The following is a 15,346-nucleotide window of genomic DNA, read 5'->3' on the forward strand; positions in this document are numbered from 1 at the left end:
TTATAGTTGTTTCCGCCTTGCTCTTTCCTTCAGTATGCAGCGTCACTTCTCAATGGCATCTCGAAGTCCGCCTTTGCGCCAGACCATAACCCTCCTCTCAACCAGCTTCAGCAGGTAGGAGAACAAGCTATATTCCAAGCCGATCAAAATGATGGCAATGAACATATTCGTTATTTTGAAATAATTTCTTGCGTCCACGATGATATAGCCAAGCCCCGACTTTGCGCCCATCATTTCGGAGACGATGAGAGCCGAGAAGGAGAGGCCGAGACTTACCTGCGCGCCAACAAGAAAATTTGGAATAGCAGACGGAAGCATAACCCTCGTAAAAATTTGCCGCTCCGTCGCACCTAAGCTGAGCGCCGAGCGAATCAGGGTCGAAGGCACCGACTTGAAGCCGTCGAGCGTGTACACGAGCACCGGGATAAACGTGGTCCATGCAATAAGCAGCACCTTTGGGAACTCGCCGATACCGAACCAGATAATGAACAAGGGCAGGAGAGCCAGTGTCGGAATCGGTCCGACCAAGTTAAGAATCGGAGAAAACCACCGCTCCACCGTTTTGAACTTGCTCATAATGACGCCAAGCCCCACCGCTGCCGCGCTTCCGATCACAAACCCTAATGCAATCCGAGTCGTGCTTGAAATAAGGCTGTCCGCAATAATCCCTGTCTTCGCCAGCTCCCAACCCTCCGACAGCACCACGGTCGGGGCCGGAAGGAAATTAGGATTAAAAAACTTGGCGGTTTCGTTCAATCTGGAAAACAGCTCCCAGAACACAAAGAACAAGATGGACGGGAGAATATTATATTTCTGAAAAAACCGGCTAAGCGCAGAGGGGCGCTTCCCTATTGCCGTCACCTTAGCTAATGCGGTCGATCCCGCCCCTGTATCCTTCACAGCAGATAATTTCGCTCCGTTCATTATGACCCCGCCTTTGCAGAAGCTATCTCCAGATGCTCCTCATCCATTAGAACCCGTTCAATACGGCTCATCATTTCGCCAAAGCCGGCGGAATGAGAAGACCGCGGATGCTTAATGCCAACCTCGAAAATATCTGCAATCTCACCATGCTTCATGACCACTACGCGGTCTGCCAGGTATACCGCTTCACTAATGCTGTGCGTGACGAACAAGATCGTGGGCTTCAACTGGCTGCAAATCTTTTGCAGTTCGACTCGCATCGTCTCCCGCGTCAGTACATCAAGCGCTCCAAAGGGCTCATCCATAAGCAAAATATCCGGCTTGCTCGCAAGCGCCCTCGCTATGCCGACGCGCTGTTTCATGCCGCCCGACAGCTCTCCCGGATAATGCGACGCATACTGCTCAAGTCCAACCAGCTTCAGAAACTCCATCGCCGTTTCCTTCGCCTGCGCCTTTGGCATTTTCTGTACCTCAGGACCGAAGGCGATGTTGTCCCTTATTGTCATCCAAGGAAATAATGCATGGTCCTGGAACACCATTCCCCGCGTCTTCGAAGGGCCCTTAATCTCTTCTCCATCTACCGTAATGGAACCGACATCGGGCAATAGGTAACCCGCAATCATGTTTAACAGCGTCGATTTGCCGCATCCGCTATGGCCAAGTATGCAAATAAACTCGTGTGAGTTAACTGTGAGGTCTACATTTTTCAAAATCGTTCTGCTTCCAAAGCTCTTCCCAACCTGGTTTACGACCAATTTCATTTTTCCAACCCCAATCCATTTTCTTTGTCAGCTTATATCACACGCATTGGTAATGTATAGCTACATCATAATCTGAATCCATTCCTTTGTCATTGTGCACATTAGCTAAAAATGACCTGATTTCATTGAATAATCTATACAATCATACATTTACACCTCGCGGCATGGATGATATATTTATGTTATTAAATCTAACATTAATTATTGGTGGTGCTGTCATGCTGCTTAAAGAGCTCATATCTCTTCCTGTTTACGCGAATGCAAAAGTGGTTGCCGGACATGACGGCATGACAAATAGCGTCCAATCGGTCAACATCATGGACGCACCTGATATTATTAATTATTTAAAGCCGCAGGAGCTGCTCCTCACGACCGGCTACGCGATGAAGGATCAACCGGAAGCGCTGCTGTCCCTCGTAACAAACATGGCTAAAGTCGGTTGTGCCGGTCTAGCCATTAAGACGAAGCGATTTTTGCAGGAGGTGCCAAAGGATGTGCTGCAGTGCGCGGAGAAGCTTCAATTTCCGATAATCGAGCTCTCTCTGGAGCAATCGCTCGGCGATATATCCAACTACTCGCTCAGTCATATTCTGGAGAAGCGCACCGATGAGCTGAACTATGCGTTAACGACGCATAAGCAATTTTCTCAAATGATCATGCAGGGCAAGAGCACCGAGGATGTGATCGAAGCGCTGGCTCACCTGATCGATTCGCCGGTCATGCTTATCAATCAGCATGCCGGACTGCTTTTCCGCTCCAGCAGAGTGACAGAGGAGCTGTGCCTCAAGCTGCCGGGCGAGCTTCAAGCGGAGCTTGCTTCCCCCTCGCTGCACGGCTCTTCTACATTCCAGCTTCCGCCGCAGTTGTCCGAAGGCACGCTCTATTCGGCAGCCGAGCTGCATCCGATCGTCACCTTTCAGCTGGAGGGCTATTTGATCGCCTTAACAAGCGACATAAGCAAGCAGTTCAGCAACCTCACGAAGCATGCGATGGAACAAGCAGCTAACGTCATCGGACTGGAGCTCATGAAGAAGCAAGCGGTTAAGGAGCGGTCGCGGCGTTACAAAAACGAGTTTTTCTCCGACTTCGTCGACGGCTTGATCACTTCCGAGCAGGAGCTTCTGCACCGCAGTAAAAACTATGATCTGCTGAACCATCCTGTCTACATCAGCGTAGTCGCCAAGCGCGATACCTCCTTCGATTTACTTCGTCCCTCCAGCACGCTGGAGTCGGACGGCCGCTTCATTTCCGAGCGCGACCGTCATTACAACCTGCTGAAGAGCGAGTTCTCGAAGCTTGATCTGCGCTTTGTCCTGTTTACGAAAAACGAATATTTCTGCTTCCTCATCGCGTTGCAGGCAGGCCAGAACGTGACGGAAGGCAAGGAAAACAAGTTTCTCGAGCAGCTAAAGCAAATGGTTAGCAATCTGGGCAAGATGTACGGCATTCCTGTCTCGGTCGGGATTGGCAATCCGGTATCACAGCTTTCCGATATTCCGCTATCCTACAAAGAAGCGATCGAAGCGCTGCAAAGCGGCTACGACGCGCGCAAGAAGCAGTTCGTTCAGCCGTATCGCGCCAAAAACTTCAACAACCTGCTGCGGATGATTCCAAAGGAGGAGCTTAAGGAATATTACGAGGAAACGTTCAAGGATTTGTTAAGCATCGACGGAAAAGAACGCAGCGAGCTGCTCAAGACGCTCAGCACCTTCTACGAGACGCATTGCCAGCTGGCGGAGACCGCCAAGCAGCTGTTCGTTCACCGGAACACCGTCACCTATCGCCTCGAAAAATGCGAACGGCTCACCGGCCGCGATCTTCGCGATCCCGTCGAGAGCCTTCGTTTCCGCACCGCGTTTTCTATGGAGTCGCTGTTCCTGTCCGATAAAACATGATTGCATTTTTGGGATTGCTGAGCGCATCTCCCGCTGATAGAGTAAGTTTTTTTCGCTATTTAGTTGAATTTCAATCTTGCTGCGATTAAGAAAACCGGATTCCCTTTTTAAAAAAGGGTCCGGTTTTTTCATAGAACTTATTGCTATTTTACAAATGAATCATGAGCATATCATATATTCAGGCATTTGATCCCCGTCAAGAGTACAAGCAACAACAACAGTAGACAAATACTATGCTATTGTGCTAATAAAGGAGGCGTATCGTTTGAGGAAATCAAACTCTTGTTCAGGTACAAAGACAAAAACGTTGTTCACAGACGAAACCTAAAGTTTATTCACTTGATTTAACGCGCTGTTTCCCGTTGAGTATTTTAAGTTACGATCGATAACTTCATCCAATTTATCAGTCCGAATTCGCCTTGGGCAAGCATCCCTATATATTGTTCATGTTATTAAATTATCATCCACAAAGAGGGTGAATCGTTGTATATCAAATGGATTCCCGGGCTGAAGGCCAATCAAATCCTGCTTCCCCGGCAGGTTGTCATCCCTCCTTCGGCAGTGCTTCATTTCGGTGCATGGAAAAAAAAGGTGTACGTAGGAATTAGCGATCATCAACCGCAGGATTCCATCGGATTGTCCGTTCATTTGAAAACTGAGGTTACGATCCCCGACACGCTGCCCTATGAAATGTATACCGTTGGAAAAGATCTTCATCTCGGACCTGTAATCGCGCTTTTGGTTTCCATAAAGGAGCTCACCCCCGAAATATTGAACGAATATCAGAGGTACTTTGCGAATTATGAAGAGATTAAGGGGCTTATTTATCTATGTTCCGTAAACGGGATCAATCCCAGGAATAAAACCGTTGAAGGATATTATTACACCCCGCAGTCAGTTGGGGACAAAGCTCCATGGACCAATGGAGTTTTCCCCTACCCCGGTGTAATCTACAAGAGAATATGGATCAACAAAAGCAGGCTCTATGACGATTTGATCGAGCATACGGATAGAAAAGTTTTCAATCCTTACTTTTTGAACAAGTGGGAATTATGGGAATTGATGTGTTTCAATCCTCTCATAAGCGACCATTTGCCGCACACCAAATTATTGGATAACCTACAATCCTTGAAGAAAATGCTGGCCTTGTACGGATCGGTCTATCTGAAGCCGAACGACGGTTCAATGGGACAAGGGATCATGAAACTGGAAAAGACGCTGGGCGGCTATCTTTTTATCGACCGGTACAATAAGATGACATTCATAAATAACGAAATCAAAGCATGGGCATTTCTCAGACGCATGCGAAAGGGCAGAGAGTATTTGATCCAACAGTCCGTTGCTTTGACGTATCAAAATAAAAACGTTGATTTCAGGGTCATCATGCAAAAAGACGGCAACCAACAGTGGGGCTGCTCGGGGGTGATCGCGCGATACGGCGAAGAAGGAAGATTCTATACGAACGATGTAAGCTCGATCAGTTTGGGCAGGGATGCTCTGCGAACGGTCTTTCAATTCAATGATGAAGAGGCGGTCCAAAAAGAAGAGGAAATCATCTCGATCTGCACGACAGCCTGTCAACTGATTGACCATAAATATGGACCTTTCGGCGATGTGGGGATCGACATCACGGTAGACCCGAATCTAAAAGTCTGGCTTCTTGAAATCAACAGCCGTCACCAACATACGTTGCCGTCCTATCTGAAGGACGATTTGCAAATGTACAGCAGAGTACTCACCCGGCCTTTTGAATTTGCAAAATCATGGGCCGGTTTTACAAAAGAAAATATATAGGAGTATAGGATTCAGCACTTGCCTTTAAGCGCTAAACACTTATATTACCGAAGAAATGACTAATGAAGAAAGAGGTGAGCTGTTTATGGGGGTACGATTCAGACCTGCTGATCTCGCAGTCACGAAACAGGATTCGCCAGATCCCGTGTTTGTCGGCAATAGCCTTAATTATACGATACTTGTAACCAATAACGGTCCGTTTCCAGCCACTGGAGTCACTTTGATCGATACACTGCCAGCCGGGGTAACCTTCGTTTCAGCTACTCCCGGCCAGGGAAGCTGTACGGAAACAGGCGGTATCGTAACATGCAGCCTCGGCACTTTAGCCAACGGGACTAATGCTGTAGTTGAGATTGTTGTCACCCCGACAGGGGCTGCAGCCGAAACCATCACCAACACGGCTAGCGTTTCCGGTAATGAGTTCGATCCCGATCCAGCCAACAATACAGATACGGAAACCACCACAATACAAACTACTCCTGCTATTGAACTAGCACAAGCAATCGTATTACCGGGAACACTTTCATGTTTAACTGGTGCTGAATTAAGCGCGAATGATCCTAGGCAGAGTGAAGTGTTTATTACTCCACTTCAGGGTTTTCCGACAAACGGAAACTCATTTGCTATACTCAGCAGTGGTGTTGCTGCTGACGCACCAGGTAATTCAGGGGGGTTGTGCAGCACTTGTTTCAGTGATAGCCCTGGTCCTGTAGGATTTGATACCGTCACTTTAAACTTGACTTTTCAGCTTCCAGCGAACCCAGGTAATTTAACGTTCAACTGGAAATTTGGCACAGAGGAATCCCCATCAACTTCTTTTAATGACATTTTCAATGTTCTTGTAAACGGTATTCCAATCCCTAATTTTCCAGTTACTGTTAATGACGCTGATTTAGCCCCTCCCAATCCCAATGATGTTTGTTATAGTCTTATCACCCCAACTATTCAGACAGCTACCTTTGATCTCGCTCCCTTCGCCGGACAGATGATCACTGTCACTTTTCAAGTTTCGGACGTTGTTGACTGTGCGTTTGATAGTGCCGCTTTTATTGACAACTTACAGATTGAGGGTTGTGAGCTTTAAGGAAATCAGGAGCCAACGTGGATCAAGCTTTGGCGAACGCTTTAAATGCTTGTACTCGGAAAGGACGAATTCATTACAGCCGACTCTTCAGCTGTTCTTGACATCATTATTACTTAAATGGGTTGTTGAAAAAAGCTTAGCCTCCTACAAAAACTGGAACATGAGAGAATCATGTTCCATTCAGGCTGTCGAGAAACCTCGACAGCCATTTTTGTTTACACTATCCATTTTTAACCTACGATTCGAAGCAAATACGGGGCTGTTTTACGTTCATCATAGCTAGTTCAAATAAAACAGCGGCAGTCTAAGACTTTTTCGAGTCCTAGTGCGCCGCTGTTTCATTTTTAGAGCGAGTCTAATACTTAATTTTTGAGGGCTGACGTTCATTTCATAAAGCCTGTAATACCAAGCACTCCAGTCTAACACTTTATTTTCTCAAGACAACTGTATCGCTGTAAATGCACATGCGTGCTTACACTAGACCTTCAAATTCCCGCACACGCCGAGCCTACTTTGTGAGCACATATTCGTGCTTACAGCGACATGCTCCGGTTACAGCCCCCGCTTCGCTTTTTTGCAGCGCAGCCTGTAAACCTTCCCGTTTGCTTTGCCGTAGCGTATGATTCTGCGGAGCATCGATTGATCTTCGAGCAGCGTAAACGGACAATGATCGGGCCTGCTGTTTACCTCGAGTATCCAAGGCTTCAGTTTGTGGTCGAGGGCGATGTCGAGACCAAGCTCCATGATGCCGGGATAAACACGACTGAGCCGCTTCGCCGTGCGAACAGCGATCTGATCCATCTGCTTCAGCAGCTGCAGCCGCCCGGCCGCATTCGCGTAGCTCCTCAGTAGATGCGCCGTCGGGTAAATGGTTCCGCCTTGGCTGCCATTCGTTACGATCTTGCGGGGATGAGCCACTCTGCCCACCGTTGCGGTCGATTCCCAGCCGCCGCGAGGCGCCCGCTGTACGACAAGACGAATGTCAAAGGGGCGTCCTTTGTGTTTAAGCAGATGAATGCCCTTCTGAACTATACAGACCTTCCCCTTCACATCCTTCAAAATTGACCGGTAAACCGCTTTATAGGAGGGGAAGGTTAACTTCTTCTCACCAAGCTGGTAGGCGTAGATCCGTACCGGACGGCCACCCGCCTTCGCCTCGTTCATCTCCACCTTCATCACACCGCGTCCTTGAGACCCCCGTGTCGGTTTTACGTATACCATTCCACATTGGTGCAGCATCTCCCGCAAACTTCTCTCCGTCAATATTTGTGTCGATGGCAAATGCTTATTAAGCTCCGGATCGCTCCGCAATATTTCCGTCTTCGTCCACTTATCGGGCATTTTTTGGCTTCGACTTCGGTTTTGGCTTTGGATTTGGCTTCGGCTTTGGCTGGGTTTATATACAGACGACTCCTTGGCCTGCATCTTACTCATCAAATCCCTCCCTTTCACTTTCCCGCTCCTATTAGCATACGAACCTTTTGCAAAATGGATTTAGGCAGCTGCCGGCATAACCGAACCTGCAGTCGCAAGCGACATATGCTTAAGTAACGCGTTCATCCATGATGTTTGTCCAATAGGAGGCTCAGTGCGAATGTCGCCATTAACTCTGCTTCAGCGGCAAATCGATCGTATTTGCCAGCTTCACCCTTGGTACGGCGCTCTTCTTGCAAAGAGCGAAATAAATCCGCAAGCATGCGAACTTGCCGAACTGCCGCTCATTACATCGGATATTCTGGAGAAGCATTACTTCACCCAGGAGAGCAGAACCGAGGCCGGATTATCCGTATACAAAACCTCCGGCACTTCGTCCGGCATCCGCAAGGCGATCTATTACTCCGGGGAGGACGATGAGAGCTATATCGCTGCGAAGACGGCTTGCTTCCGGGAATGGCTGACGGCTTCCGGCTCGTCACAGCAGCATCCGGCTCCGATCCGCAAAGCGCTTGCCGATATGGGCACCGGACATGCGGCCAGCACGGCAATGACGATCTTCAGCCGGCTTGGTTTGCAGGCGGACTCCCTGTCCTACGCGCTGCCGATCGAGGAGCATATTGCGAGGCTGGATGCCTTCCGGCCCGAGCTTCTCTATACGATGCCGTCGATTTTGGACGCTATCGTTTCCGCTTCTAGGGAGCCGGAGCAATTTGGCATCAGAAAAATAATACTTGTCGGCGAAATCGCCACGCTGGATTGGCAGTCAAACATCGCGGCCCGGTTCGGGATCGAGCCTCGGCATATTTTGGACACATACGGCTCGATTGAGATCGGCGCTATCGCCTCCTACTCTCACGAGCTCGGTCTATATATTATCGCGGACGGCATTCAAGCCGAAGCCCTGCCATCGGAGCAAATTGATGACCGGTTCGAGCCTCTTCAGGCTAACGAAGCTGTACTCGTGCTGACCTCTTATGTGCGCTCGATGTTCCCGGCCATCCGATATGTTACGTATGACGTGGTTCGGGATTTCCAGACAATCCAGCTGGACGGCCGGGAAAGGCAATGCTTCCGCTGCATATCCAAGCGAATCGGTACGGATCTGAAGCATGGCGAGAAAATCAGCTTGTATGACATCGAAAGCGTTGTGAACCAATTCGTGGCCGATGCCGAGCTTCGCGTGAGACTGCGCCATAACAAACTGTCCGTCCATATTCGAAGTAAATCGTTAAGAAATGAGATGCTTGTTCATATTCAGCACGCTATTGAGCATAAAATTGGTGAGATCGGACAAATGATTCAAAACCGCATGCTCGAGGGCGTTACAGTTACACGCGCAGCAGAAAATGAACAACTAGAGCGTGGGGCGGTGAAATCCAAAAAAATTTATTTCTAAGGGGAATTAAGCCTATGGAGAGAAATTTGTTGTCTATCATCGGTAACACGCCGCTCGTTCAGCTGTCGAAACTGTTCGCAAACGATCACGGCATCAAGGTGTACGCCAAGCTCGAACTGCTTAACCCAGGAGGCAGCGCAAAAGACCGGTCAGCCGCGCGCATTATTAACGGAGCGTGGGAAGAAGGCATAATCGGCCCCGGCTCGGTTATCATCGAGTCCAGCTCCGGCAATATGGCGATCAGCCTGGCAGCCATCTGTTCCTATCTGGGCATGCGCTTCATCAGCGTCATCGATCCGAAAGCGACGAAGCAGAACATTCGGATTATGCGCGCCTATGGCGCCGAAATCGATCTCGTCGAGGAAGTAGATCCGGAAACCGGGGAGTTTTTGCCGGCAAGGCTGAACCGGGTCCAGCAGCTGTTAGCAAGCACCCCAAACAGCTTCTGGCCGAATCAATATGCGAATAAAAACAACTACTTGTCCCATTATGACGGAACGATGCGCGAAATTATAGAAGAGCTGGGCCATGTCGATTACGTAGTCGGCGGAGTCAGCACCTGCGGCACGATGCTCGGATGCGCGAAGTATGCCCGGGATCACAAACTTTCCACAAAGGTGGTCGCCGTTGATGCGGAGGGCAGCGTTATTTTTGGCGGAACGAACGGCAACCGGCGATTTCCCGGCCTCGGAACAGGGATTATCCCCCCATTTGGCCAAACAAAGTTTATGGACCTTGCCATTAAGGTGGCCGACCGGGACATGGTTGACGGCTGCAGGCAGCTTGTGAAGCATGAATCGCTTCTGGCAGGCCCTTCCTCCGGCGCGGTTATCCACGCCTTGAAGTCGATCATGCATGAGCTGCCGGATGACTCGGTATGCGCCGTTATTTTGCATGATCGGGGCGAACGTTATATGGATACAGTGTTTTGCGATGAATGGGTAGAGCAGCAATTCGGCGGGTACCGCTATAAATCAGATGGAGCGGATGCCGAATACTGATTTTGATTTAGGGCCGTCTAAATCAACGAAAATCTATACCAGAGAGGACAATGTCTGTGCTATATCTCGGCGATCAGCATATTCGCGCCATCGGTCTGCACTGGGGAGAGCTTGTTGACAGCATAGAGGCCGCGGTGCGGATCATCGATTCAGGTGATTATGCGCAGCCGATAAAGCCTTACTTGCGCTACCATAATCCGGCTAATCGAATCATCGCCATGCCCGCTTATGTCGGCGGCGCCGTGCAGACGGCCGGCATTAAATGGATAGCCAGCTTTCCGGGCAATATCGATGCCGGCTTGCCGCGTGCACACAGCATTACGCTGCTAAACAACGCCGAAACAGGCATCCCTTACGCGATGCTCAACACGCCGCTGCCAAGCGCCGCCCGAACGGCTGCGGTCAGCGGCTTGCTCATCCGTCATTATCTTGCGGCGCAAGGCGCGGAAAGACGTTTAAAGCTTGGGATCATCGGCTTCGGCCCCGTGGGCCGGCTTCATTACGACATGTGCTGCCAGCTGTTCGGGGAACGCTTGGATCATGTTTATGTGTATGATTTACGGGGATGCGAGCTTGATCTCACCGATACGGACAACGCCCTGCGCAGCCGCACCCGGCTCGCGGGCAGCTGGCAGCAGCTGTATATGGAGTGCGACCTCGTAATTACATGCACGGTGAGCAGTCAGCGATATATTGATATCCCCCCTGCCTCAGGCAGCCTACTGCTTGATGTGTCCTTACGGGATTATACCCCGGCTGCCATTAGCGGCATTAATGCGATTATCGTGGACGATTGGGAGGAAGTTTGCCGTGAAAATACCGATATCGAGCTGCTGCACCTTGAACGCGGCTTAACCAAAGCCCAGACCCGCTCCTTAAGCGATGTCGTATGCCGCGGCGCGTTAGCAAACTTCGCCAGCACGGAGCCCGTATTATTTTGCCCGATGGGCATGGCGGCGTTCGATATGGCGGTGGCGGATTATTTCGTAGAGCGTGCGAAAGCGCTCGGGATCGGACTGCAGGTCAAGTAATGCTCCCTGCCGGAGCCTTGTGACTGCAATACCGCATCTCCGGAGTGGCTGCCTATACTCATTTTGAATGGAAACAACTGTTTTTATACTCCTTCGAATGCAAAAAAGGATGACGCCAGCTGCTCGCATGGCATCATCCTTTTGCTTGTTGCTGTTATGCTCTATGATTGGATCCGCTTGTCATCAAGCAGATTGGCCCAGCCGGTTTGAAGGGAATGAATATAGGTTTGAACGGTCGCCCGCTTGGGCCGCTTCGTTCCCGCTTGCTTTCTGAGCATTCGTCAGCTCCATAAACCAAGCCTCATCCCATGTATCTAACGCCAAGTCGATTGTATTTTGAAAAACCTGGGCATCGTCCAATGAAATGTCGGATACGTTTTTGAGCCAAGATGACCGAACCGCAACGATTTTCCCTATGACTTCCTCGTTATCTGACTTTACAACATTGACGGTTACGAAGCCTTGCAAAATATCGACCGTCTCGACAAATCCGTGAATAAGCTCGCCATCTTTCGTTTTACCTTGCACCCAGTCGCTTATGTTGAATTTCATCTTCCAACACCACCTGTCCCTATTAGTTAGATACCTGTTTAACTGTAACTTTTTTCAGTACATTTACTGTAAAAAAGTAGACGAGACTCGTTCGATATCAAGTGCCGCCTTATTGCTGACTTCCATACTGTAAGTTTAATAGTTACAGTTAACTTTGTCAAGTTCTTCAGAAAAATTGGACAATATGCTAACGAGCCGTATTCTTTTTCTGATAAAATGATATGGCTTGGCTAATTAAAGGAGGAATATGCGAATGGTGCATTTGGCTGAAGTAAACTATTTTGCCGTATTGATTGCGACGGTAACAACGATGGTGCTTGGCTTCTTATGGTATTCCCCTCTGCTGCTCGGCAATGCGTGGATGAAGTACCGGGGCTTGTCAAAGAATGAGATGTCCGGCGGCGGGGCGATGACTTATGTGCTGACAGCCTTGACTGCGCTCGGCGGCTCATTTATTTTGGCGTTATTGCTTACTCTTTCGGATGAATCAACGATGAGAGCAGGATTAGTCGTCGGGCTGCTGATCGGTATTAGTATTGCCCTCAAAATCGGCATGAACTACCTCTTCGAAGGACATAAACTTGGCCTTTACTTCATCACGATAGGCTACCACCTGATCTCGTACGCGATTGCCGGTCTAATTATTGGATGCATGCAGTAGACTAGTCGTGGTTCACCGGTAAAAAAGGGCGTTATTCGCTGCAATCCGCCAGCTCTGGAGCCATCCGATTGCCGTAACGCCCGCCGCTGAGCTGCGAAATTAACTCCAGCCCCAAAAGAAGCCGTCCCGCTCCCATGCCGCTCTCCCTTTATGCAGTTTGCGGAACACCTTCTTCACTTCTTTATCGATCGATTGATTGCCGTGCTCATTCACATATATAAACGACTCGCCAAAATGGCTTTTTATATGATCCACGGCGGCGCTTTGATGCAAAATCCCTTTTTCCTTCAACTCGCTCAGCATCCATTCTGCAACCTCAACGGCGTTATGGGACATCGCTCTCACTCCTTCACCTTAATAAACGCAGTAACTATAGCATACTTGGACTTCTATCTTCAATGGTACTCCGTTTTCCCTCACATTGACAGTCCTTTGCCATCTCCATTATATTATATTTATCACAATTTAATTTTATTAAATTTAGCAATGATGCTCAACTTGCCTAAACTAACAAATTCACCTTCCCGCGGAGGACAACGATATGGATAGCAATGAAATACTAAAATTGGACAATCAAATCTGCTTCGCCTTTTATGCCTGTTCCCGGGAGATTACGAAGCTGTACCGCCCCATGCTGGAAAAGCTTGATCTGACCTATACCCAATATGTCACGATGCTCGCCCTGTGGGAGCAGGATCATGTAACGGTAACCGCGCTTGGCAACAAGCTGTATCTCGATTCCGGCACCTTGACCCCGCTGCTCAAGAAGCTGGAAGCAGCCGGGCATATTACCCGTACGCGCGACCGCAACGATGAACGGAGTGTTCTGGTCGGGCTGACCGAGCAAGGGAGAGCCTTGAAGGAGCTTGCACTCGACATTCCTTATCAGCTTGCCTGCAAGCTTGACGGCAAGCCTGAAGAAGGAGCTGTTCTGCTTGCGCAAATGCAGCAGTTTCTCCGCCGAATCCAGCAAGGCGCAGCCAAAGAATAACTGCGAAATGGCAGCCGCCCGGCATTTATTACGCAAGACCGGCTCATTCATGCCTACGGCGAGACGGTATTCGTCATCCCGGACGCGGCAAAAATCCGTCGTGCCGGGCACACGGTAAAAGCGATGCTCATTCAGCTAAAGTTCGGTGGTCGATGAGGTCGATGAGGTCGATAAGATCAATGAGATCGATGAGATCGATGAGATCGATGAGATCGATGAGATCGATGAGATCGATGAGATCGATGAGATCGATGAGATCGATGAGATCGATGAAGTTGATAAGATCAATGAAATTAACGAGGTTAATTGGTTATCGTGTCGTGAAACTAACTAACCTCCGCTGTGTTTCTTCAACAAGCCGGGATGTCCCAAGAGGTCTGAGAAGTCCTCCGGGGCTCCCTTTTCTTTTGCCTTTGTTACAACGAGTTACATCGAAAATGAAACATGCGCGCGGGTTAGTTAACAGGAAAAGCTCCTGTTATTTTCCCCGTATAAGCCCTGCAGCTTCAATTAGCTGGAAATCCTCCATGTAATCTGAAGAAATTCGCCGCTTTAAAGGTTTATGTGATTAATTAGAGGGAGAAATTCCTGATAAATAAAGTGAGAACCTAAAATGGAGTCAATTAGATGGCGTTTTTCATGTTGTCTTATTCTCCGCTTTTTAGGCTGTTTTTATTGCATATCTTCAAAGCGGATCATCATTCGGGGGATATGTCACGCTTTTACGGCTTAAACTTTTGTTTTAGATTTGACTCCCTTATTTAAATTGAGTAAAATTGAATTATATAAAATATAAATTCAGATATTGGAGGTTGTTCCTAATGTCCTTATACAATATTGAGGTAAAGACGATCCGGGGAGAATCGCAGACGCTCGCCTCCTATAAAGGGAAGGTTATGCTGATCGTGAATACAGCTACCAAATGCGGCTTTGCGCCTCAGTTCAAGGGTCTCCAAAAGCTTCATGATACGTACAGCAAGCAGGGCTTCTCCGTGCTCGGCTTTCCTTCCTCACAGTTCGCCAATCAAGAGCTAAGCGATGACAGCCAAGTGGCAGAGGCGTGCGAAATCAACTTCGGAGTGTCGTTCCCGCTCTATGCGAAAATCGATGTGAACGGCAGCCATGCGCATCCCCTCTTCAAACATCTTACGAATGAAGCGCGCGGGTTTCTCGGCTCGAAATCCATCAAATGGAACTTCACGAAGTTCCTCGTTGATCAGAACGGTAAAGTACTGAAGCGCTTCGGGTCTAAAGATACGCCCGAGCAAATCGAAAGCTATATCCAGAAGCTGCTGAAGATACCTACCCACACTTGATATACGAAGGGGCTGTCACGAAAACCAACTGGCGGCAGCGGCTCTTTTCACTACAGACCTAATTATTATTTACCGCCCGGCGGTTTAATTCGATTTCCTGAAACTATTTGCAGATCGTTTTCCAAAAACGGCGATTTAGTTTGATTTTGCCTAATTAAACAGCGTATTGGGAGAACAGCTTCTATAAATGACCGATTACGTTTGCAAAATAGAGCTAATCCGCCCTACTCGCATCCTGAGCGCGATTTAGTTTTATGAAATCGAACGAAGTAAACGAAATCTAGTTTTATGAAATCGAACGAATAAACGAAATATTGTCTCCCAAAAAATCAAAATAAAGAAATAGCGGTACAGGACTCCCCCCCTGAACCGCCATTTCTTCATCCTATCGCGTCATTGTTGATCAAAGTCAAAGCGGGCTGTCTCTCAGTCGAGCTTCCCCCTTTTGAGACAGCCTCTTTTCCTATCGTCTTACTCTTTCAAGCCGCCTAAGCTGATCTCCA

General features: G+C 48.7%; 15 protein-coding genes. 10 read left to right on the forward strand and 5 right to left on the reverse strand.

From position 1 onward, the window contains the following. Window positions 1-42 precede the first annotated feature (42 nt). Together AC0YNZ_RS17085 and AC0YNZ_RS17090 are read right to left on the reverse strand one after the other, a co-directional pair. Window positions 43-924, reverse strand: coding sequence for an ABC transporter permease (locus AC0YNZ_RS17085; RefSeq protein ID WP_475827750.1), 882 nt, complete (start codon window positions 922-924; stop codon window positions 43-45). Beyond that, on the reverse strand, window positions 924-1,685 hold the full coding sequence (locus AC0YNZ_RS17090; RefSeq protein ID WP_475827751.1) for an ABC transporter ATP-binding protein: 762 nt from the start codon (window positions 1,683-1,685) through the stop codon (window positions 924-926). Before AC0YNZ_RS17090 ends, AC0YNZ_RS17085 begins: the two co-directional genes overlap by 1 nt. A gap of 179 nt (window positions 1,686-1,864) precedes the next feature. Here AC0YNZ_RS17090 and AC0YNZ_RS17095 point away from each other — a divergent pair, with 179 nt between their 5' ends. The 3 genes from AC0YNZ_RS17095 (at window position 1,865) to AC0YNZ_RS17105 (ending at window position 6,458) form a co-directional block, all read left to right on the forward strand. Further along, entirely contained in the window at window positions 1,865-3,580 is a 1,716-nt protein-coding gene (locus AC0YNZ_RS17095; protein ID WP_475827752.1) for a PucR family transcriptional regulator, read from the forward strand. 483 nt (window positions 3,581-4,063) lie between these two features. Continuing rightward, on the forward strand, window positions 4,064-5,374 hold the full coding sequence (locus AC0YNZ_RS17100; RefSeq protein ID WP_475827753.1) for a YheC/YheD family endospore coat-associated protein: 1,311 nt from the start codon (window positions 4,064-4,066) through the stop codon (window positions 5,372-5,374). Window positions 5,375-5,459: 85 nt separating this feature from the next. Then, window positions 5,460-6,458, forward strand: a complete 999-nt coding sequence (locus AC0YNZ_RS17105) for a hypothetical protein (protein ID WP_475827754.1) — start codon at window positions 5,460-5,462, stop codon at window positions 6,456-6,458. Window positions 6,459-7,010: 552 nt separating this feature from the next. Here the strand turns inward: AC0YNZ_RS17105 and AC0YNZ_RS17110 are convergent. After that, window positions 7,011-7,892, reverse strand: coding sequence for a YheC/YheD family protein (locus tag AC0YNZ_RS17110; RefSeq protein ID WP_475827755.1), 882 nt, complete (start codon window positions 7,890-7,892; stop codon window positions 7,011-7,013). 160 nt (window positions 7,893-8,052) lie between these two features. Here AC0YNZ_RS17110 and AC0YNZ_RS17115 point away from each other — a divergent pair, with 160 nt between their 5' ends. Genes AC0YNZ_RS17115 through AC0YNZ_RS17125 form a run of 3 tightly spaced genes read left to right on the forward strand, consistent with a single transcriptional unit; the run spans window position 8,053 to window position 11,323 of the window. Beyond that, window positions 8,053-9,291, forward strand: a complete 1,239-nt coding sequence (locus AC0YNZ_RS17115; protein ID WP_475827756.1) for a phenylacetate--CoA ligase family protein — start codon at window positions 8,053-8,055, stop codon at window positions 9,289-9,291. 14 nt (window positions 9,292-9,305) lie between these two features. After that, entirely contained in the window at window positions 9,306-10,292 is a 987-nt protein-coding gene (gene sbnA / locus AC0YNZ_RS17120; protein WP_475827757.1) for a 2,3-diaminopropionate biosynthesis protein SbnA, read from the forward strand. 50 nt (window positions 10,293-10,342) lie between these two features. Then, entirely contained in the window at window positions 10,343-11,323 is a 981-nt protein-coding gene (locus AC0YNZ_RS17125; RefSeq protein ID WP_475827758.1) for a 2,3-diaminopropionate biosynthesis protein SbnB, read from the forward strand. Window positions 11,324-11,506: 183 nt separating this feature from the next. Here the strand turns inward: AC0YNZ_RS17125 and AC0YNZ_RS17130 are convergent, their stop codons facing one another. Continuing rightward, complete coding sequence (locus tag AC0YNZ_RS17130) at window positions 11,507-11,875, reverse strand: hypothetical protein (RefSeq protein ID WP_475827759.1); 369 nt, start codon at window positions 11,873-11,875, stop codon at window positions 11,507-11,509. A gap of 253 nt (window positions 11,876-12,128) precedes the next feature. On the opposite strand from AC0YNZ_RS17130, the gene AC0YNZ_RS17135 reads away from it, so the two are divergent. Continuing rightward, on the forward strand, window positions 12,129-12,536 hold the full coding sequence (locus tag AC0YNZ_RS17135; protein WP_475827760.1) for a DUF1761 domain-containing protein: 408 nt from the start codon (window positions 12,129-12,131) through the stop codon (window positions 12,534-12,536). Between the two features lie 99 nt (window positions 12,537-12,635). Here the strand turns inward: AC0YNZ_RS17135 and AC0YNZ_RS17140 are convergent, their stop codons facing one another. Continuing rightward, window positions 12,636-12,872, reverse strand: coding sequence for a DUF6953 family protein (locus tag AC0YNZ_RS17140; RefSeq protein WP_475827761.1), 237 nt, complete (start codon window positions 12,870-12,872; stop codon window positions 12,636-12,638). 205 nt (window positions 12,873-13,077) lie between these two features. On the opposite strand from AC0YNZ_RS17140, the gene AC0YNZ_RS17145 reads away from it, so the two are divergent. The 3 genes from AC0YNZ_RS17145 (at window position 13,078) to AC0YNZ_RS17155 (ending at window position 14,843) form a co-directional block, all read left to right on the forward strand. After that, window positions 13,078-13,527 carry a MarR family winged helix-turn-helix transcriptional regulator gene (locus tag AC0YNZ_RS17145; protein WP_475827762.1) on the forward strand — a complete coding sequence of 150 codons (450 nt, stop codon included), beginning with the start codon at window positions 13,078-13,080 and terminating at the stop codon, window positions 13,525-13,527. Window positions 13,528-13,672: 145 nt separating this feature from the next. Next, on the forward strand, window positions 13,673-13,861 hold the full coding sequence (locus tag AC0YNZ_RS17150) for a hypothetical protein (protein WP_475827763.1): 189 nt from the start codon (window positions 13,673-13,675) through the stop codon (window positions 13,859-13,861). A gap of 487 nt (window positions 13,862-14,348) precedes the next feature. Continuing rightward, entirely contained in the window at window positions 14,349-14,843 is a 495-nt protein-coding gene (locus AC0YNZ_RS17155) for a glutathione peroxidase (protein WP_475827764.1), read from the forward strand. Window positions 14,844-15,346: the final 503 nt, after the last annotated feature.

It is taken from the genome of Paenibacillus sp. J2L1-98 (assembly GCF_056269405.1).

Coding starts and splice junctions, on each gene's coding strand:
- AC0YNZ_RS17085 (WP_475827750.1), bottom strand. CDS start 924: ATGAACGGAGCGAAATTATCTGCTGTGAAGGATACAGGGGCGGGATCG.
- AC0YNZ_RS17090 (WP_475827751.1), bottom strand. CDS start 1,685: ATGAAATTGGTCGTAAACCAGGTTGGGAAGAGCTTTGGAAGCAGAACG.
- AC0YNZ_RS17095 (WP_475827752.1), top strand. CDS start 1,865: ATGTTATTAAATCTAACATTAATTATTGGTGGTGCTGTCATGCTGCTT.
- AC0YNZ_RS17105 (WP_475827754.1), top strand. CDS start 5,460: ATGGGGGTACGATTCAGACCTGCTGATCTCGCAGTCACGAAACAGGAT.
- AC0YNZ_RS17110 (WP_475827755.1), bottom strand. CDS start 7,892: ATGAGTAAGATGCAGGCCAAGGAGTCGTCTGTATATAAACCCAGCCAA.
- AC0YNZ_RS17115 (WP_475827756.1), top strand. CDS start 8,053: ATGTCGCCATTAACTCTGCTTCAGCGGCAAATCGATCGTATTTGCCAG.
- sbnA (WP_475827757.1), top strand. CDS start 9,306: ATGGAGAGAAATTTGTTGTCTATCATCGGTAACACGCCGCTCGTTCAG.
- AC0YNZ_RS17125 (WP_475827758.1), top strand. CDS start 10,343: ATGTCTGTGCTATATCTCGGCGATCAGCATATTCGCGCCATCGGTCTG.
- AC0YNZ_RS17130 (WP_475827759.1), bottom strand. CDS start 11,875: ATGAAATTCAACATAAGCGACTGGGTGCAAGGTAAAACGAAAGATGGC.
- AC0YNZ_RS17135 (WP_475827760.1), top strand. CDS start 12,129: ATGGTGCATTTGGCTGAAGTAAACTATTTTGCCGTATTGATTGCGACG.
- AC0YNZ_RS17140 (WP_475827761.1), bottom strand. CDS start 12,872: ATGTCCCATAACGCCGTTGAGGTTGCAGAATGGATGCTGAGCGAGTTG.
- AC0YNZ_RS17145 (WP_475827762.1), top strand. CDS start 13,078: ATGGATAGCAATGAAATACTAAAATTGGACAATCAAATCTGCTTCGCC.
- AC0YNZ_RS17155 (WP_475827764.1), top strand. CDS start 14,349: ATGTCCTTATACAATATTGAGGTAAAGACGATCCGGGGAGAATCGCAG.